Raw genomic sequence first — 16,340 nt, 5'->3', positions numbered from 1 at the left:
ATTCACAACTCCAAGAGTCTTTCTATCAACAAAAAATAATTGAGCGACAACTTCAATTTCGAAACCAGTTAGCTACTCAGATTTTACGTCATCAATCAATGACAGGTCTTCATACTTGGCTGCAAGCAATCGGTAGTCATTTTCGGGCGACGCATATCTTTTTTTCACCACAGTCGGAAAGTTTTGAAGCTGTCCATATCGCACTATCAGACGAACCGACTTATGACCAAGAACGGCTAGATTTAGAAGCCAAGACCGAGCTAGATACATCGATCCATCTAATTGAGGAAGAACAATTGACGTTGTGTGCTCTCCCATTACACAGTCCGTCAAAATTCATTGGTACATTGACTTTACAATTTCATCATCGTTTCACCGAGACTATCGCACTTCAGAAAACGACACATTTATTGAATATCGGGTTGATGCGGTTGCTTGATGACATCCGTATAAAAGATCACCATCAATTAATTCAACGCATTTTAAATGGTCTTCGAGAAGCTATATTGTTCGTCGATGTGACGAACACAAATATCTTTACGAATCACATGTTCCATCAATTGTTCCCGAACTGGTCACCATCTGAAAAACAATCTGAAAACTTAGCATTCGTTATCGAAGCCTTCGAACCGTTGATTCTCGAAACAGATGCGTTGCATGCATATGTCGAACAAATCAAAGCAGGCTTCGAGCATGCATCAGTCGTTCCTGCTCAGGATTTCTCAATGCCAGATGATCGCCACGTAAGACTTTACACAGAATTTTTGCCCAATCGTCAAGGTATTTTATTTGTTTTTCGTGAACGCACAATTGAAGTCAACCATGCTAAAAAAGAGCAAAACTTCATTTCGGTTTTATCTCATGAGCTACGAACGCCGCTTGCCTCCATTGAAGGGTTTAGCGAACTGATGTTACACCGGACATTGTCTCCTTCAAAGCAGCCCAAATACTTAGAGACCGTGCGAAGTGAGACGCAGCGACTAAGCCAATTATTAACCGAATTCCTAGATTATCAGCGACTTAGTCATCAAAAAGAATCCTATCAGTTAGAGACATTTTGCATCGAACATCTGCTCATTGAGTTAACGGAGTGGTTGAACGTTTCAACATCGACGCATCATTTACAAATCCAAACCGACGGTCCTTGTCTGATCACGGCTGACCAAGAAAAAATCCGGAGAGTCTTATTAAACATCTTGAATAATGCGATAAAATATTCTCCCGTTGATTCAAATATCCAAGTCTCGCTAGCGTGCTGTGAATCTGAAATCGTCATCACCATTAGCGATAACGGATATGGTATCCCAACTCAAGATCTTCCCTATCTGTTTGATCCCTATTATCGCGTCGAACAGGCAGACCATCTCCAAGTTCAAGGAACAGGTCTCGGTTTACCGATTTGTAAGGAAATCATTGAGGCGCATGGCGGACGTATCACCGTTCATTCAGAAATCGGAAAAGGATCCGACTTTTTTATCCGTTTACCTCGTGATGAAGAGTGGAACACAACCAATAACATGTATAAGAACAGTATGAATAATCTACAATTAGGAAGTGAAGAAAGTGGAAGCTGATTTAAATCAAATCGTTCGCTGTTTAAATCAAGATTTTAAACAGCAAAAAACTGTCTTCAGTGCAATGGCACTGAAAGAGACCAACCCCTGCATCGTCTTGATGGAAGATCACCGCAAAAGAAGGCTGAATGACGCTTTGTATCAATATCCTGATTTCATCGCAGAGTTGGAATCCCTCATCTATCGTTGTTTAATTGATGTCCGTGGAGCCCGTGAATCAGCCTCCCCTTCCGAGATTTTTATCTCTAAAGCCCAGCTCTATTCGCCTTATCATTATTTAATCACTTTTTTATGAGAGGAGTCCGCCATGACTGTTCAAGAAAATACAGCATTGTTGATCATCGATGTCATCAATAAGATGGATTTTGAAGGAGCTGAGCAGTTATTGCAACAAACGCTCCCTGTCCTTGAACCACTCTCAAAATTAAAACAATATTGTAAACGTCAAAACATTCCGGTGATTTACGTCAATGACAATTTTGGTCTTTGGCAGGAAAATGTCAATCAAATCATAGATGAGTGCCGCGGTGGTCTTGGAGATGTACTCATCGAAACAATGCACCCAGAAGAGAACGATTACTTCATCATCAAGCCAAAACATTCAGGTTTTTTCGGGACCCAACTTGATATTTTATTGAAGCATTTGGATGTCTCACGTCTTATCATCACCGGTCTAACGACGGACATGTGTATCTTATTTACTGCAAACGACGCCTACATGCGAGAATATGCCATTCATGTTCCGGAAGACTGTACGGCAGCAGAAACCGCCGTTGCAAAAGATCATGCTTTGGAAATTCTCAGTTCGACATTATCTCTTGATTGCTCTTCAAGTTTAAGCTTAATGAAGGGGGAATAACGATGCTACATTATTTTTCTGGTACGTATGAAACAGCTCGCCAACGTTTCAATGAGACTTCGAAGGAAATGCTATCTCGGTATTATCCGAAACTTGTTCATGAATCACTCAAACAACAAGGATCGCTTTGTTCCGATTGGTGGCACGGGCAATCCGGTAATAATTCAACATTATTGATCCTAACGAGTGGGCTACACGGAATTGAAGGGTATGCAGGGAGTGCCATGCAACTTCAGTTTTTATCAGATCACTTGAAACAATTAGATACGAAAGAAGTCGATGTCTTGCTGATTCATGGTATTAATGCATACGGCATGAAACATCATCGCAAAGAAACGCATCATAACCTCAATTTAAATCGAAATGCGATTCACGATTTTTCAAAGGCAGATTTACGTAATCCAGGTTTTGATGACTTACAGTCTTTGTTCATAAAACGGTCAGGATCAGGGCGTCGTCTGGATTATATACCGTTTACGTTACATGTCTTATACGACTTGATTCGTCTAGGTCCACATGCTTTTTTAAAGGCTGCGACACTAGGACAATTCAAACATCCGACCGGATTCTATTATGGCGGACGTACGCAAGACGCTTACTTCTCTGACGTATTAAATCGTCTCGTCGATACCCTATCTGCTTACCGACACGTCGTGATGCTCGACTGTCATACTGGTTATGGACCAGCGGGGCAAGTCCAACTCGTCATGTCATCGGAAGATCCAAGACACGCAAAAGAAGTAGAAAAATATACACATTACCCGATTGTCGATCAACCACGAGATCAACAGTTTTATGCAATCGAGGGAGAATGGTTAAACTATCTGTATGAAGAAACAAAAAAGCGACACATCGGTTTTTTAGGTCTAACCGTAGAGTGTGGGACGCTTGGAAAGCATCCTTTTGCCCTACTCCGAACGTTAAAAGCAACAATTGATGAAAATCGTCTCTTTTTCAATCAAGCAGTTGCTCCTCGACGGATTAGAGAGCGGTTTGATGCACTTTACATCCCTAAAAATAAACAGTGGCGACGGTCCATCTTGAACGAGACGTCCTTCATTTTCAATAACATCACCGAGTGGGTCAATGAACCTATAAATCATACTTTGATCAAACGATCACTTCAACGTAACGAAAAATAAGGTGAAAACAGGTTTGAAAGAAACTGATTAAGGTATATAACATGTGTAACTCGCATATGTTTAAAACTTAAAGGGGGTTCTTTTCATGTTTCGCCATCAAAAAGAATTACAATTCGAAGTCAAGGTTGATCGACCCGATCCAAAACTCGCTCGGGCCGTGCAAGAGGTACTCGGTGGACAATTCGGTGAGATGACGGTCATGATGCAATATCTTTTCCAAGGCTTCAATTGTCGAGGTGAAGAAAAGTACAAGGATATGCTGATGGATATCGGGACGGAAGAAATCGGGCACGTTGAAATGCTATGTTCCCTCATTTCTCAATTGCTCGACGGGGCGTCACCGGATGATCAGGCAGAAGCTGCCAAAGATCCAGCGACGGCAGCAATTCTCGGGGGTATGAATCCACAGCATCTTTTAGTTAGCGGTCTCGGTGGACTGCCATCAAACGCAAACGGCATTCCGTGGAACGGATCCTATATCGTCGCGAGCGGTAACTTATTGGCAGATATGCGCTCGAACCTACATGCTGAATCACAAGGTCGACTTCAAGTCGCCCGTCTCTATCATATGACGACGGATGAAGGCGTGCGTGCTACATTCCGTAAGATGCTCGCCCGTGACCGCTATCACCAGTATCAATGGATGGCTGCGATCGAAGAGCTGGAAACGAAAAACGGCGTCGTCGTGCCTGCTACTTTCGCACCGGAAGATGAGATGGAAGCGCAACCGCATGCTTATGAGTTCTGGGACCTATCGGAAGGAACAGCTTCAAAAGAAGGTCGCTGGGCTCAAGGGGAAGCACAAGATGGCACCGGTGAATTCGTTCATCTAGAAAACCCTGCACCACAAGGAAATATTCCGAATATGAAGGTACCAGCACACAAACTTCACCACGACCTAGCAGAAAAAACAGGAATGCAAAACGTTAAAGATACTGTCAAACGTATGTTACATGATAAGGAGTGAGACCGATGGCTAAATCACCACTTGCAATCCATGAAACACTCGAAATCCATGAAATCATGACGATGAAACAAGCCTGTCTCGTTAAAGCTGTTGCTGTTCGTTCTTTTGTCAAAGATGAGACGCTTGAAAAATTGATTGCTCAAGACATCAAAGATAGCGAACAAGCATTAAACGATTTACAAAAGCTATTGGCAGATCATGAAGGAGGCGGTTCTCATGAATGAAGCTCTTCAATCCATTAATCGTCCCAGTAAAAAACGAGACGAGTTGATTGCGACAGATTTCTTAATCAGCAGTAAATCACTCGTCCGTGCTTATGCTGTCGCGATTACGGAAACGGCTTCTCCTGATGTGCGGAAAGTCTTGACCGAACAACTGAACAAAGCCATTCAGACTCACGCTGCGATCGCCGGATACATGATTGACCATGAGATGTATCACGCGCATGACTTGAAAAAGCAATTAAAACACGATCAAGAAAAACTAGAAGTCGCAAAAGGATTGCTATGACGTTTCCCCTTCCCTTCTGATTCAGAAGTGGAAGGGGTTTTCTTTCAGAATTCGTGTAAGGAGAGATCAGTCCCATGATTGACATCAATCACATTCAAATCAAACAAAGCGGAGAAACCGTTTGTCTCACCTGGAAAGGAACAAGTAACGTCCGACTCTTCTTAAACGGTATACCTTGTTTCATTCAGAACTCGAATACCTATCAAACGGATGTACTCCCTTTATATGAGCCTTTGTCGTTCGAACTGATCGATTCAGATTCGAAGACACGTATCGTCACGGCTCTTGTTTCAAGTACGGATGATTTGTTCTGGAATCGAAAAGTGACTGTCCTGATTCAACAAAATCATGTTGTCCGACTATTATGGGGTGAAATTCCAGAGGTATCGCATTATTCGATATTTCAAGATGGGCATCGATTAGGTCAAACTACAACACCCGAATGGAAAGGAACGATTGACCCTGAACAGTTTACACGTTTCGAAATCCGGGTGTTACGTCCCATTTCTAGAAAATCGATGCCGTTCGCACGCATAATCAAGACGTTCGCCCGCGTTACGAATCAGATAAAACAAGAACAAGACCGAGAACGGGAATTTGAACAATTCGTACTCTATTTTTCTTTGTACCCGCTATCCGCTTCACATACGAAGGTTTCTTCATACCGATTGCGTGTACTGACGTTCATTGCTCCTCCGATTCTCATGAACCCGAATCCGTTTTCTCCGCATCGTTATTTCGAAGGCGATGCGCGACAATATTCGCCTTTTTCTAAAGAGTATCGTACCTTTACAGAGGTCCTGACATGTAATGGTGAAACGACTCATCAACTATCAAAACAAGCAAATCCTACTCGCTCTTTTGATGCTTGTCATCAGTTATATCGAGAAGATGTCGCTTCGACACAGCAAGTCTATTTATCACATCAATCACCAACTCGATATACGCTTCATCATTCTGTTGGTAATCCGCTCGTCGTCTCACCAAACATCGACTACGAAATAACGGTGACACACCGTTCAAATCTTTGGCGTATCGCAGGAACACACCTCCAATCACCGCATCATGAAGTGTATCTGGATGAAGGAGACGATTGTTTTGAAACAATCCACCAAGCCCATGATTTAGGATTAAGTTTCCTCGGCGATCCATTGCCAAGTTGTCACTGGTTGCATGTGACCAACCAATGAACAGAAAGAAAACCGCGACCGATTCGTCGCGGTTTTTCATCTTTAGTCGTGAAATCGAGCTCGCGTCTCCGGAGACGGTAACGCGCACTGCTGCTTTTGTCCAAACCAGCGATGACGGTTGTTTGCAACGAAATCATAGACGCGATCTCGAAGTGAACGTGGAACAATCTGAAACACACTCAACAGACGCCATCCACCTTTTAAATGACGGGCAATCCGTAACGCTGCATCTGATTTGATATAGGGTACACCCCGGTCAATCACAACGACACTGTCGATCGTTTCCGGAAGATGATGACGACGGACGATTTCTTGTCCTGTTTCCCCTTGCAACGAAGCAAAATCATGATATCCTTGGTCTCGTTTCAAAATGAACTGGACACTCGCGTCACAGAGATTACATTCTCCGTCGAATAAGACGATTGCTTTCATGATCGATTCATCCTCCCCCACCTGTTTAACGAATAATTTCGTACACTTTTTCTTTACCACGTTTCAAGTCAAAACATGCATTTAATCAGTATGTTAAATCATAATAACGCTTCCGTTCATTGTCTTTCTTACGCTATACTGTTTTTGTAAACATTTGGAACCATTCATTTATTTGATTGTATCTATGTAAAGGAGCGTACATATGACGAAACGACCGATTGCTATCGTGACCGGTGCCAGTCAGACACGCGACATCGGAGCTGCGATTTGCCGCCAGCTTGCCATGTCTGGACATGACCTGGTCTTTACTTATTTTAAAGCAACAGCGGATTGGGCGACTAGTTTTACGACCGAACTTGAAAATCAAGGTGCCCGCGTCCTTGCGATCGAACTTGATTTAGGTCAAGCAGATGCCGCTGATGATTTATTCGATCAGGTAGAAGACTTTGGAACACCAAGTATCCTGATCAATAACGCTGCCCATTCGACGATGACGGATTGGCGAACACTTGATGCAGCCAGTCTTGATCAACACTATGCCGTCAATCTCCGGGCACCGTTGTTGCTCGCGACACGTTTCACGAAACAATTCGTTGAAGCACATCTAACGTCCGGTCGTATCATTCAACTGACGTCCGGACAGGATCTCGGTCCGATGCCTGACGAGATTGCTTACGCTACGACAAAAGGTGCCTTGTCGACGTTTACGAAGACTTACGCGGCAGCCGTGGCGCCGCTTGGCATCACCGTCAACGCCGTCAATCCGGGTCCGACAGACTCGACTTGGATGGATGAAGCAACCCGGACGGCGCTTAAACCTAGTTTTCCGTTCGGGCGAATCGGTGCGCCGGAAGACGTCGCACGATTGATCCAATTCCTCGTCAGTCCTGACGGTGGCTGGGTGACCGGGCAAGTCATCCATTCCGAAGGTGGCTTTGAACGCTGAATATGTCGCATGTAAAAACATCCCTCTGACGTTAAAATCAGAAGGATGTTTTGCATTATCGAAAGACCGGACTCGTTTCTGTCAAAAAATCGTTCCAGGCTGTTTGATGCAGTTCGCTATAGAGCTCTGGCATCTGATCTCTTTCAAAAAAAGCAACATCGAATGATTCATCGGCATCAATCGTCCATTGTCCCCCATTGATTCGGCAAACGAAAAAATGGACGATCGGTTGGGCGACATCCCCGTTTGGATACATCTCTTCGTACTTCGAATAGACACCACTCAACCGTTCGATCCTGACATGAAAACCGGTCTCTTCAAAAATCTCACGCTGTGCGGCTTCAATGAGCGACTCTCCTAGTTCCAGTGCCCCGCCCGGAAAGCCCCATGCTTGTTGCTCCCGCCGTTTTTGAAGAAGAATGCGCCCCTCCTTGTCAAAGACAATCCCACCGGCAAAGTTCAACATCACTTTTTCTTGACCGACCTTAGTGCGAAGAAAACGTATGTAGTCCATCTGTCGCCCCTTGAAGTTTGACGTACTTCAGCCATGTGATCAGTTGCTTGATCATGGCATCGGTCACGGTATGATTGACACCCGGAAAAACGTCTAATACGGTCGTTTGCGCCATACCTGCTTGAACAGCTGTCCCGTGATAAAACTGCTGGATCGATAGTGGAATGATGTCATCGGCATCGCCGTGCAGAAGCAACCGCGGACGCTCATCCATCACACTGATTGGATCGATAGTGGAATGATGTCATCGGCATCGCCGTGCAGAAGCAACCACGGACGCTCATCCATCACACTGATTGGATCGAGTTTCCATGGTACATCCTCCTTTTTGATAGCAGGTCGCCCGTCACGAACGCGGAATTGACGTTCTGCTTCAAGATAGGCACCGCCCCCATTGATCGCAACGAGTGCTTTAATCGGCCGACGCGACATGATCCCGTGGGCAATGAACCCACCCATCGAGACGCCGATCGCTATCACGTCTGAAACATGCCAGCCTGATTGTTTGATGATAGCTGTCGCTTCCGTAATCGATTGTTCGACGACGCACCAAAAATAGGTCGTCGTTATTTCTGGATCAAATGGATGATCAAGCGGATCACGTTGATCATGCCGAAGAAGTTCCGGGATGAAGACATCGTATCCTTCTTCAGATAATTGTCGCGCAAACTCTAGATAAGAGACAGCCGTTCCGCCCCAACCATGATAGAGGAGGATGGCTCCTGTAGGTTGAGAGGCACGGACACAATGAACATGAAAATCAAGCTTCATTATTTAGCTTCTCCTGGTTCAAGCGGACGATCGTTCTCGCGAAGTCATCTTCCGGTAATCGTTGTCCGTTCTCAAGAAACGGTTTCCAGTACGGTCGAATCTTAAATAACGAGACCGTATCACGATAGACTGTTCGGCGGACGATTTGTTTTGTCGTCAACGGCAATCCGTTCTCGCTTTCAACCTGGATGCCGCAAATCTGATCACCAATCGTTTTTCCGTTCAACAGTTTTAATTGCGCGACTTCTCCTAGAAAACTGATCGTCGGTTGTGTCACGACAGCGTGAACGACTTCTGACTTCACACGTCGTAACACCGTTTTTTCGATGACGACAGAAAGTCCGAAATAAACAGCTTGGTTGATGATATACGCACCGATTCGTCGTTTAGTCGTTGAATGCATGGATGGTCCTCCTTATACGTTGAAATAAACAACAGCGCCAAGTCCACTGACGGCAATCAAATAAAAGACGATTGCGAGTCGTTTGTTTGCAGCAGAGATATCCTTTCGGACGAGGATCTTACTATACCGATACGTCAAGAATGCGAACACGAGCAATGCCAAAATCAATAATGGTTCCATTCGATTCCCTCCTTTTCTTTCTTATTCTACATCATTTCTGGTTTCGAATTGTTATATTTTACAAGTAAAGTGGTATATGCTTGATCCATATGACATCAATCCAACAATGAAATGAGGTTTACATGTTGAACACTACAACGATTTGCTGTCTTGTGGAGTCGAAGACACCTGGTTATCTTGTTCGGGAACTGCCGCCGCTTGGCATCCATGACGTCTACGTCCGCACTCTAGCCGGTGCCATTAGTATCGGTGCCGAACTTCCCCAATGGCTGGAACAAGACATGACCGAAACCAGCTATGACTATCCGCTCGAGACAGGATATGAAAGTTATGGCGAAGTGCTTGCAGTTGGTGACGCCGTCCAAATCGTCAAGCCCGGAGATCGGGTTGTCAGCTTCTATGGTCATCAAGATCAAGCGATCATTCCTGAATCGAAAGTCATCCCGGTTCCTGCTTATGTCTCACCACGTGAAGTCTTACTACTGATTCTGTCCTGTGACGCGGCAAAAGGCGTCCGTAAGCTGACATTGACACCCGATACAAGCGTCTTAGTTTCTGGAATGGGTACGATCGGTTTGCTGACAGTGCATTACTTACGGCATTACGTTAACGTTCGTCAGATTGATATCCTCGAGCCACTTACGTCCCGAGCAGAGTTAGCGCGTCAATTAGGTGCACGTGTTGTCACACCGGATTCAAGTATGTATGACGCCGCTATCGAATGTTCTGGACGCCAAGCGGCCTTTGCCGAGCTTCAGTCTGCTGTCCGTCCTCATGGTGCAATCTGCGTCTTATCGGACGGCAACCGGGAAACCTTGACGTTGACGCCCGCGTTTCACGCGAAAGAACTTCAGATCATTGCATCGAGTGACGGCTGGGACTACCGCAAGCATGCAGACTGGCTCTTTTCAGACGATCGTCACGCGACATTGCCAGCTTTGTTCGAACACGAGACTTCGTTTTCGGAGCTTGCCAGTTGCTTCGCTGTCTTGATGGAAACACCAGATCTCCCGATCAAAGTATTCGTTGATTATGAGCAGACAAGCTGAACACCGTTCGGATCCGTACCTACGAGCGATACGTCGGAAAAGACTGCTTCTTGTAAGACGGTCTTCTCCCCGCGGACGGTTTGGATTTGTGAAATCGATCGATCGAACAGTTTCGTTAAATCCGCCTCTAATCCTTCGCGCGGTGTCGTTAGAATTAAACGCTCAATTGTCGTTCCATCAGTATCCGCAATCGCATCTTCATGGATTTGCAGTTCAATCCGTAATCCGTATGGTGTCTGCAAGAACGTCCGACGCTCGTTCGCTTGGACCGTGAACGATAACGTTTCTGCGCGATCAAGAATCGTTTGCACGTCACCAGGCTGAATCAAAAATCCGATGTGATCGAAGCGAACCGTTTTTCCGAATCCGATCGTCACATTGACCGCTCCCCGTTTCATTTCAATGATTCGGAATAAAATTTGATCTGCTCGAAAATCATCCCATGATAGAGGTGGATTAAACGACGAAAATTCTCCGTCTTTCTTCCCGATGCGCTGGGAAACGTGAAATCCGCGTGCCGTGTACCAAGCCTCTGTTTCTTCCAAATGTGGTGTCCAAATATGGTAGTGAAATAGCATTTACATACACTCCTTTTTGTTGTTCCAATCGTTCCACGTCATCACTTCGACTTGGTTCGATTCATTCAAATATTGTCGTAATAACGGGAGGTGCGCAGCACCGTACAAACAGACGATTCGTTCGTTCGCCTGAGCAAGGTGCAGTAAACGATTTGCGATCTTTTGATTGCGGACTCGCCAGTAGCGTTCAACCCAAATCCGACCACTCTCCAGTCGTTCGATTTGATCATAGATTCTAGCCGACGCTGCAATCGTTTCTTCAGCGTGCAATCGATCGAGCCATTCGGAGAATGATGACTGTTCCATCGCGTGCTCTAATTGTTCTGTCCGCTTCATCTCAGCCGCGACGATCGTCTCAAAGGCTTCCGGATGATGTGAACGGACGATTCCTAAATCCGGTACGCCGGGTACGATTTCGTTCCAATCGACCCCATGGAGATCTGCTACTCCCGCCATCCGGGCTAATCGAAAGCCAATTTGTTGCCGTTCATTTTCGGTTAAATCGCTCTCATGTTGATAGGTGTCATATGTATGTTGCAGGTCACTTATGCGTTCAGGTGACGTCTCAAGGGCAACGCCTGTCGGTCGAAATGCGTTCAATCGAGCAACGACTTCTTGGATTTCTCGTTGCCTTTTTTCTGACGCGACATCAAAAATTCCTGGACGAATCAAATCACCATTGGTCGGGCGATCGAGATGGAACATGCCTAACAGTAAAATCTGAGGTTTCATCTATCCCCCTCCTTTTCCTGATTTTACCTTATATTTGGTAAAGGAAGCGACTTTTACCTATCATGAATTTACGTTATTATTCAACAATTACTCATATAAGGAGGTTCCGATGAAAAAGATATTCGTCATTGTGTTCATTGGATTTTTATTCGGATGCAGTCAAACCGGTACAGAGGACGAAGCTAGTTATGCCATGATCGTCATTGTGAATAACAAAGAGTATAGTGGAACAGAAGCTGAATTGGATGCATCTAAGCGACAAGGAGAAAAAATTAGTACGATATTAAAGAAAACAAAAGCATATGAAATGCCCCAAGCGAACAGTCAATCGAATCTTTTTTCAGTCGGGTCCACCATTTATTCTGTTAAAGGAACAGAAGATTTCATCATCGTAAAAGACAAAGAAAATAAAAAATGGCTTTTAAAAAAGGTAAGGGATATCAAAAACGAATTGAATGAATGAGGTAATCTAAAACACCTTTATATTGGTACCTTTTTAGAAGTACTAACAGTGGAGGTGTTTTTAACATGTACTTTTAACTGAGGTATGATGAAAAATCATTAAAAAAGCGGACAGATGTCACGATCTGCCCGCCACCTTCATCCTGTTAAACTTGATTTAACGAGTAAAATTTTCCCGCTTTCCTCGGCATCGATATAAGATACGGCTTGTACATCGAGATGGATATCACGACCGAATAAACGGTACAGCCGTTCCATCAGAAGTCGTTCGTCTGATTGACTGAACCGCTCTGCGTCCGGAACGTAGTAGATCGATACGCTATCTGTCGTCATTTGAACATATTGAATACGCTCGATACTGTTTGGCAAATGTTTAACGAGACTCGCCAGTTGCGCTTCAAAAATCTTTTGCCCATCCGGTTTTTGAATGAAGGCCCGCCCCCTGCCGTCAATCGATTCGATGATTGGTCCCGGGTGACCACAGGAACAGGTGCGCGGACTGAGCGTCATCCGATCTCCGACCCGGTAGCGAATGAGGGGGGTCCCGTGTGTATCAAAACTCGTCACAAGAATCTCCCCGTCTGTATCGAGTTCGATGATCCCCATCTCATGGTGCAGATGCTTTTGACCTAATCGGCATTCTGAAACGATTGGTGCCCCTTCAGACGATGCATATTGATCAAAGACTGGTCCGTGAAACACTTCTTCGATGACTTGGCGCTCTTCCGCGTCGATCCGTTCTGCCGTCGGGAAAATCGCAATCGGTTGACACGTCAAGCGGATCCCTTCTCGCTTCGCGAACCGGGCGAGCTCAATCATCGCTGACGGAAGACCATCAATCGTTTCTGGTTGAAAACGTTCGATGGCTTCAAGATACGCTGCCATCGTCCGTGGGGATAATCGTTTTACCGTGAACAAGAGTTGATTCGCCGCTCGATTCATCCGCCAGTAGACGTCCACCTGTTGACGCTCGGGTACGAGATCCTGTGCCGTAAAGCTGATTCGTCGCATGCCACGGTAGACACCGTGGGTCGCCTTGAAATAATCCAGATGGGCCATGCGAATTTGCATATCCAGTATCGTATATCGTACTTGCAGTGACGTGCCTGTCGTTCCACCCGTTTTCCCTATGATTGGCGCAGCGACATCTGTTTGAATGTCCTCCATGTGTGTTCGTAATATTTCTTTTGATAGTACAGGAATATGTTTTAGTTTGGATAAGTCCGTTAACGGCAGGCGAATGCCGTGTGAAGTGAAGAGCTGACGGTAATAGGGACTGTGTTCAGTACAGAAGCGAAGGAAGTCATTTAAACGATCAAGTTGTTCCGCTTTGACGTCGATCGTCGTATGTTCTCGTTCGAGGAGCATCCGGAACCGTTCTTGATAGACCGGTCCATAACGTTCGCGATGCAATTGATACCCATAGAGGGTTGTGAAGAGGTGCTGGAGAAATAGAGGAGAGCGATTGTAGATCTGCTCTTTGATACCCATGTCATCACGTCCTTTCGCAAGGGAAGTAACGGTTTCGATGTCTCTACGATAGCCGATGTACCTGACAGGAATATGACAAGAATAAGGGAACATGCATCCTGACAAATTGCTATCGGCTTGGACAGGTCCGACGATCTTCGCTCTACTATACTGAAAACAAGGAGGTGACAAGATGTGGCTCGAATCGATTCAACGCGTTATTGACTATATTGAAGATCATTTAGAAGACTCGCTCGATCTCAACGTTTTGACAAAAGTCGCTCAGATGCAGGCTTATCCTTTACAACGGACGTTTTCGTTACTTGCGATGATGACGTTACCGGAATACATCCGAGGACGACGTCTGACGCTCGCAGCGCAACAATTGACACAGACGGACGAAAAAATCATCGATCTCGCCTTACGTTTTGGTTATGAGACGCCGGAAGCTTTTACGAAAGCTTTCAAACGTCAGCATGGTTGTTCGCCGACGTTGATGCGAAACGAGCGATGTCCGATTCACGCCTATAACCGCCTGAGCATTCAGGTGACCTTGAAGGGACTGGAGCAAATGGATTACCAACTCATCGAACGACCGGCTTTACAGATTTCAGGATGGCGAAAACATTTCTCGACGCAAGATGGTGCCCAAAAACAGCTGATTCCGTTGTTTTGGAATGATGTGAATCATTCTGGTCAAGATGCTACCTTGTTCAAACAAAATGACGGTCAGATTGAAGGTGTGATTGGTGTCTGCTCCAATTTCACCGAAGCATCGATGGATTATTGGATCGCGACGACGACAACGGAAGTCCTACCCGGTCAGGAAACAATGACGATTCCGGCGAGTCTTTGGGCGACGTTTCCGGTCGTTGGTCCAATGCCACATGCCATTCAAGAGATGTGGCAGCGTATCTATCAAGAGTGGCTCCCATCGCATGGATATGATCCTCTGCCTCACGCTGAACTCGAAGTCTATTCGGCAGGCGACCCGTCTGCCGCCGACTATCAATCTGCCATCTGGATTCCGGTGCGTCCGCGCGACTGATGGTTTCAGGACATATGAAAAGGCGAGATCATCGATGATCTCGCCTTTTCGTGTGTCATGCATACTGTTGTTTAATCAGTAGTGTCTTTCCACTGATTTCTTTCGGAATTTCCGGTACCGCGCGCATGACGACATTTAATTGTCCGTCAAACAGTCGGTCTAGAACAAAAAAGAGTTTCTTCTCATGTTCTTTCTCGAAGCATCGTTCATCCGGAACATATAATAAAACAATCTCGTCCCGTGTCTCTTGAATGTATTGTACGCGTTCGATACAGTTCGGGAACGCCCGAACGATTCCCGCGAGTTCACCTTCAAAGACACGGTGACCGTTTCTGAGTTGAATGAAGCTTCTCCCCCGTCCGTCGATCGAAGCGATGATCGGACCTTGATGACCACAAGGACACGTTTCCTGACTGAGCGTCATCCGATCGCCGACACGGTAACGGACGAGAGGTGTCCCGTGCGTATCAAAACTCGTTACGAGAATTTCGCCGTCCTCATCACGTTCAATGATTCCCATCTCATAATGTAGATGTTTTTTCCCATACGGACATTCGGCGACGATCGGGGCTCCTTCTGACGACGCATACTGATCATAGATCGGTGCATGGAAAACGTCTTCGATGAGTGCTCGTTCTTCTGCCGTCATCATCTCTGCCGTCGGGAAAATCGCTTTCGGTCGAAACGAACAGGTCATCCCATATTTTTTAGCATATCGCGCGACTTCGATCATCCCTGAAGGCAAACCATCAATCGATTCCGGCTGAAACCGATTGAGTTGTTCAATGTATGCAGCGGCGGTTTTCGGATTAATGTTTTTAATCGAGAACAACATCTGATTGATGACTTTATTCGTCCGCCAATAAACCGGCGCCTTTTGTTGCGGGGAAGCAAGGGTTTGACCGGTAAAACTTGCGCGGCGCATCCCTTGATCGACTCCATGGGTCCACTTGAAGAAGTCAAGATGTGCCATTCGGATTTGCATATCTTCCTTTGTATAGTGCACTTGAATCGATTTACCAGTCGTACCGCCCGTTTTTCCGAGAATCGGGGCATGGACGTGCGCATGGACGTCCTCATTTTGTTGGCGTAAGATTTCTTTCGTCAAAGGGGGAATCTGTTTTAGTTCGTCAATCGATTGTAACGGGAGCTCTAGTGCAATGGTAGAAAACAATTCCTGATAGTATGGACTATGTGTTTGGCAAAAAGAAAGGAAGTCGTTTAATCGATGCAATTGTTCTGCTCGAACGTCAATCGGTCGTCCTAACTTCTGTTTCAGTTCTTGTAAGCGTTGCTGATAGGCGGGACCATATCGTTCATGGAACAGGCGACGTCCTTGTAAAGTCGTCAACAAGTTTTGGATGAAAATCGGTGAGTGAAAGTAGATCGATTCTTTGAGCTGCATGATGTCACTCCTTCCATAGTTAGACCACCTTTTACTGATACTTTCATCTTATTTCCAGTCGCCGCCCATCTCAATTAGTTCCTGTCTCTTATACACATCTCCGAGCCC

22 protein-coding genes are annotated in these 16,340 nt (G+C 45.5%); 12 read left to right on the top strand and 10 right to left on the bottom strand.

Annotation, left to right across the window (positions count from 1 at the left end; translation table 11 throughout):
• The 8 genes from F8N00_RS08490 to F8N00_RS08455 all read left to right on the top strand — a co-directional run.
• Positions 1 to 1,574, top strand: a 1,574-nt coding sequence (locus F8N00_RS08490) for a sensor histidine kinase (protein WP_421018030.1), incomplete at its 5' end; no start/stop codon positions are given.
• On the top strand, positions 1,564 to 1,869 hold the full coding sequence (locus F8N00_RS08485; RefSeq protein WP_350465428.1) for a hypothetical protein: 306 nt from the start codon (positions 1,564 to 1,566) through the stop codon (positions 1,867 to 1,869). The genes F8N00_RS08490 and F8N00_RS08485, both read left to right, overlap by 11 nt.
• A gap of 12 nt (positions 1,870 to 1,881) precedes the next feature.
• Complete coding sequence (locus F8N00_RS08480) at positions 1,882 to 2,433, top strand: cysteine hydrolase family protein (protein WP_411211319.1); 552 nt, start codon at positions 1,882 to 1,884, stop codon at positions 2,431 to 2,433.
• Positions 2,434 to 2,435: 2 nt separating this feature from the next.
• A complete protein-coding gene (locus tag F8N00_RS08475) occupies positions 2,436 to 3,575 on the top strand; it encodes a M14 family metallopeptidase (protein ID WP_421018029.1) in 1,140 nt (379 codons plus the stop codon).
• A gap of 85 nt (positions 3,576 to 3,660) precedes the next feature.
• On the top strand, positions 3,661 to 4,542 hold the full coding sequence (locus F8N00_RS08470; protein WP_058264888.1) for a manganese catalase family protein: 882 nt from the start codon (positions 3,661 to 3,663) through the stop codon (positions 4,540 to 4,542).
• 5 nt (positions 4,543 to 4,547) lie between these two features.
• Positions 4,548 to 4,766 (top strand): hypothetical protein, encoded by a 219-nt coding sequence (locus F8N00_RS08465; protein WP_055968392.1) that lies wholly within the window; start codon positions 4,548 to 4,550, stop codon positions 4,764 to 4,766.
• The gene (locus tag F8N00_RS08460; RefSeq protein WP_058713253.1) at positions 4,759 to 5,052 is read left to right on the top strand and encodes a spore coat protein; all 294 of its coding nucleotides are present in this window, start codon (positions 4,759 to 4,761) and stop codon (positions 5,050 to 5,052) included. Before F8N00_RS08465 ends, F8N00_RS08460 begins: the two co-directional genes overlap by 8 nt.
• A 74-nt stretch (positions 5,053 to 5,126) precedes the next feature.
• A complete protein-coding gene (locus F8N00_RS08455; RefSeq protein ID WP_336448905.1) occupies positions 5,127 to 6,242 on the top strand; it encodes a hypothetical protein in 1,116 nt (371 codons plus the stop codon).
• 42 nt (positions 6,243 to 6,284) lie between these two features.
• Here the strand turns inward: F8N00_RS08455 and F8N00_RS08450 are convergent, their stop codons facing one another.
• Complete coding sequence (locus F8N00_RS08450) at positions 6,285 to 6,674, bottom strand: thiol-disulfide oxidoreductase DCC family protein (protein WP_075642469.1); 390 nt, start codon at positions 6,672 to 6,674, stop codon at positions 6,285 to 6,287.
• Between the two features lie 202 nt (positions 6,675 to 6,876).
• Here F8N00_RS08450 and F8N00_RS08445 point away from each other — a divergent pair, with 202 nt between their 5' ends.
• Positions 6,877 to 7,620, top strand: a complete 744-nt coding sequence (locus F8N00_RS08445) for an SDR family oxidoreductase (RefSeq protein ID WP_075642470.1) — start codon at positions 6,877 to 6,879, stop codon at positions 7,618 to 7,620.
• 55 nt (positions 7,621 to 7,675) lie between these two features.
• Here the strand turns inward: F8N00_RS08445 and F8N00_RS08440 are convergent, their stop codons facing one another.
• Genes F8N00_RS08440 through F8N00_RS08420 form a run of 5 tightly spaced genes read right to left on the bottom strand, consistent with a single transcriptional unit; the run spans position 7,676 to position 9,488 of the window.
• Entirely contained in the window at positions 7,676 to 8,134 is a 459-nt protein-coding gene (locus F8N00_RS08440; RefSeq protein WP_075642471.1) for an NUDIX hydrolase, read from the bottom strand.
• On the bottom strand, positions 8,106 to 8,348 hold the full coding sequence (locus tag F8N00_RS08435) for a hypothetical protein (protein WP_421018028.1): 243 nt from the start codon (positions 8,346 to 8,348) through the stop codon (positions 8,106 to 8,108). Before F8N00_RS08435 ends, F8N00_RS08440 begins: the two co-directional genes overlap by 29 nt.
• Entirely contained in the window at positions 8,348 to 8,905 is a 558-nt protein-coding gene (locus F8N00_RS08430) for an alpha/beta fold hydrolase (RefSeq protein ID WP_421018027.1), read from the bottom strand. Before F8N00_RS08430 ends, F8N00_RS08435 begins: the two co-directional genes overlap by 1 nt.
• Positions 8,895 to 9,308: an RDD family protein gene (locus F8N00_RS08425; RefSeq protein ID WP_075642473.1), complete on the bottom strand. Its 414-nt coding sequence runs from the start codon at positions 9,306 to 9,308 to the stop codon at positions 8,895 to 8,897. The genes F8N00_RS08430 and F8N00_RS08425 overlap by 11 nt, the downstream gene beginning before the upstream one ends.
• A gap of 12 nt (positions 9,309 to 9,320) precedes the next feature.
• A complete protein-coding gene (locus F8N00_RS08420; protein WP_023468507.1) occupies positions 9,321 to 9,488 on the bottom strand; it encodes a hypothetical protein in 168 nt (55 codons plus the stop codon).
• 122 nt (positions 9,489 to 9,610) lie between these two features.
• Here F8N00_RS08420 and F8N00_RS08415 point away from each other — a divergent pair, with 122 nt between their 5' ends.
• Positions 9,611 to 10,537 (top strand): zinc-dependent alcohol dehydrogenase, encoded by a 927-nt coding sequence (locus F8N00_RS08415; RefSeq protein ID WP_421018026.1) that lies wholly within the window; start codon positions 9,611 to 9,613, stop codon positions 10,535 to 10,537.
• On the opposite strand, the gene F8N00_RS08410 is transcribed toward F8N00_RS08415, so the two are convergent.
• Together F8N00_RS08410 and F8N00_RS08405 are read right to left on the bottom strand one after the other, a co-directional pair.
• On the bottom strand, positions 10,519 to 11,115 hold the full coding sequence (locus F8N00_RS08410; RefSeq protein ID WP_075642474.1) for a hypothetical protein: 597 nt from the start codon (positions 11,113 to 11,115) through the stop codon (positions 10,519 to 10,521). The genes F8N00_RS08415 and F8N00_RS08410 overlap by 19 nt on opposite strands.
• A complete protein-coding gene (locus F8N00_RS08405; RefSeq protein WP_075642475.1) occupies positions 11,116 to 11,847 on the bottom strand; it encodes a DUF5694 domain-containing protein in 732 nt (243 codons plus the stop codon).
• Between the two features lie 109 nt (positions 11,848 to 11,956).
• Between F8N00_RS08405 and F8N00_RS08400 the strand changes: the two genes are divergently transcribed.
• Positions 11,957 to 12,310, top strand: coding sequence for a hypothetical protein (locus tag F8N00_RS08400; protein WP_075642476.1), 354 nt, complete (start codon positions 11,957 to 11,959; stop codon positions 12,308 to 12,310).
• Between the two features lie 137 nt (positions 12,311 to 12,447).
• Here the strand turns inward: F8N00_RS08400 and F8N00_RS08395 are convergent, their stop codons facing one another.
• Entirely contained in the window at positions 12,448 to 13,800 is a 1,353-nt protein-coding gene (locus F8N00_RS08395) for a phenylacetate--CoA ligase family protein (protein WP_421018025.1), read from the bottom strand.
• Between the two features lie 172 nt (positions 13,801 to 13,972).
• Between F8N00_RS08395 and F8N00_RS08390 the strand changes: the two genes are divergently transcribed.
• Positions 13,973 to 14,827: an AraC family transcriptional regulator gene (locus tag F8N00_RS08390; protein WP_075642478.1), complete on the top strand. Its 855-nt coding sequence runs from the start codon at positions 13,973 to 13,975 to the stop codon at positions 14,825 to 14,827.
• Positions 14,828 to 14,882: 55 nt separating this feature from the next.
• Here the strand turns inward: F8N00_RS08390 and F8N00_RS08385 are convergent, their stop codons facing one another.
• The gene (locus tag F8N00_RS08385; RefSeq protein ID WP_075642479.1) at positions 14,883 to 16,232 is read right to left on the bottom strand and encodes a phenylacetate--CoA ligase family protein; all 1,350 of its coding nucleotides are present in this window, start codon (positions 16,230 to 16,232) and stop codon (positions 14,883 to 14,885) included.
• Between the last annotated feature and the right edge of the window lie 108 nt (positions 16,233 to 16,340).

The sequence above is a fragment of the Exiguobacterium sp. A1_3_1 genome, from assembly GCF_048985645.1.
GTDB classification, from domain to species: domain Bacteria; phylum Bacillota; class Bacilli; order Exiguobacteriales; family Exiguobacteriaceae; genus Exiguobacterium_A; species Exiguobacterium_A indicum.
The sequence above is the reverse complement of the archived record's forward strand: the minus strand, read 5'-3'. Positions and strand labels throughout refer to the sequence as shown.

Excerpts from the sequence above, each read along its gene's own strand:
- F8N00_RS08465 (WP_055968392.1), top strand. The coding sequence starts at position 4,548 with ATGGCTAAATCACCACTTGCAATCCATGAAACACTCGAAATCCATGAA.
- F8N00_RS08405 (WP_075642475.1), bottom strand. The coding sequence starts at position 11,847 with ATGAAACCTCAGATTTTACTGTTAGGCATGTTCCATCTCGATCGCCCG.
- F8N00_RS08475 (WP_421018029.1), top strand. The coding sequence starts at position 2,436 with ATGCTACATTATTTTTCTGGTACGTATGAAACAGCTCGCCAACGTTTC.
- F8N00_RS08435 (WP_421018028.1), bottom strand. The coding sequence starts at position 8,348 with ATGGATGAGCGTCCGCGGTTGCTTCTGCACGGCGATGCCGATGACATC.
- F8N00_RS08450 (WP_075642469.1), bottom strand. The coding sequence starts at position 6,674 with ATGAAAGCAATCGTCTTATTCGACGGAGAATGTAATCTCTGTGACGCG.
- F8N00_RS08400 (WP_075642476.1), top strand. The coding sequence starts at position 11,957 with ATGAAAAAGATATTCGTCATTGTGTTCATTGGATTTTTATTCGGATGC.
- F8N00_RS08430 (WP_421018027.1), bottom strand. The coding sequence starts at position 8,905 with ATGAAGCTTGATTTTCATGTTCATTGTGTCCGTGCCTCTCAACCTACA.
- F8N00_RS08480 (WP_411211319.1), top strand. The coding sequence starts at position 1,882 with ATGACTGTTCAAGAAAATACAGCATTGTTGATCATCGATGTCATCAAT.
- F8N00_RS08395 (WP_421018025.1), bottom strand. The coding sequence starts at position 13,800 with ATGGGTATCAAAGAGCAGATCTACAATCGCTCTCCTCTATTTCTCCAG.
- F8N00_RS08455 (WP_336448905.1), top strand. The coding sequence starts at position 5,127 with ATGATTGACATCAATCACATTCAAATCAAACAAAGCGGAGAAACCGTT.
- F8N00_RS08425 (WP_075642473.1), bottom strand. The coding sequence starts at position 9,308 with ATGCATTCAACGACTAAACGACGAATCGGTGCGTATATCATCAACCAA.
- F8N00_RS08385 (WP_075642479.1), bottom strand. The coding sequence starts at position 16,232 with ATGCAGCTCAAAGAATCGATCTACTTTCACTCACCGATTTTCATCCAA.
- F8N00_RS08420 (WP_023468507.1), bottom strand. The coding sequence starts at position 9,488 with ATGGAACCATTATTGATTTTGGCATTGCTCGTGTTCGCATTCTTGACG.
- F8N00_RS08390 (WP_075642478.1), top strand. The coding sequence starts at position 13,973 with ATGTGGCTCGAATCGATTCAACGCGTTATTGACTATATTGAAGATCAT.
- F8N00_RS08445 (WP_075642470.1), top strand. The coding sequence starts at position 6,877 with ATGACGAAACGACCGATTGCTATCGTGACCGGTGCCAGTCAGACACGC.
- F8N00_RS08410 (WP_075642474.1), bottom strand. The coding sequence starts at position 11,115 with ATGCTATTTCACTACCATATTTGGACACCACATTTGGAAGAAACAGAG.
- F8N00_RS08470 (WP_058264888.1), top strand. The coding sequence starts at position 3,661 with ATGTTTCGCCATCAAAAAGAATTACAATTCGAAGTCAAGGTTGATCGA.
- F8N00_RS08415 (WP_421018026.1), top strand. The coding sequence starts at position 9,611 with ATGTTGAACACTACAACGATTTGCTGTCTTGTGGAGTCGAAGACACCT.
- F8N00_RS08460 (WP_058713253.1), top strand. The coding sequence starts at position 4,759 with ATGAATGAAGCTCTTCAATCCATTAATCGTCCCAGTAAAAAACGAGAC.
- F8N00_RS08440 (WP_075642471.1), bottom strand. The coding sequence starts at position 8,134 with ATGGACTACATACGTTTTCTTCGCACTAAGGTCGGTCAAGAAAAAGTG.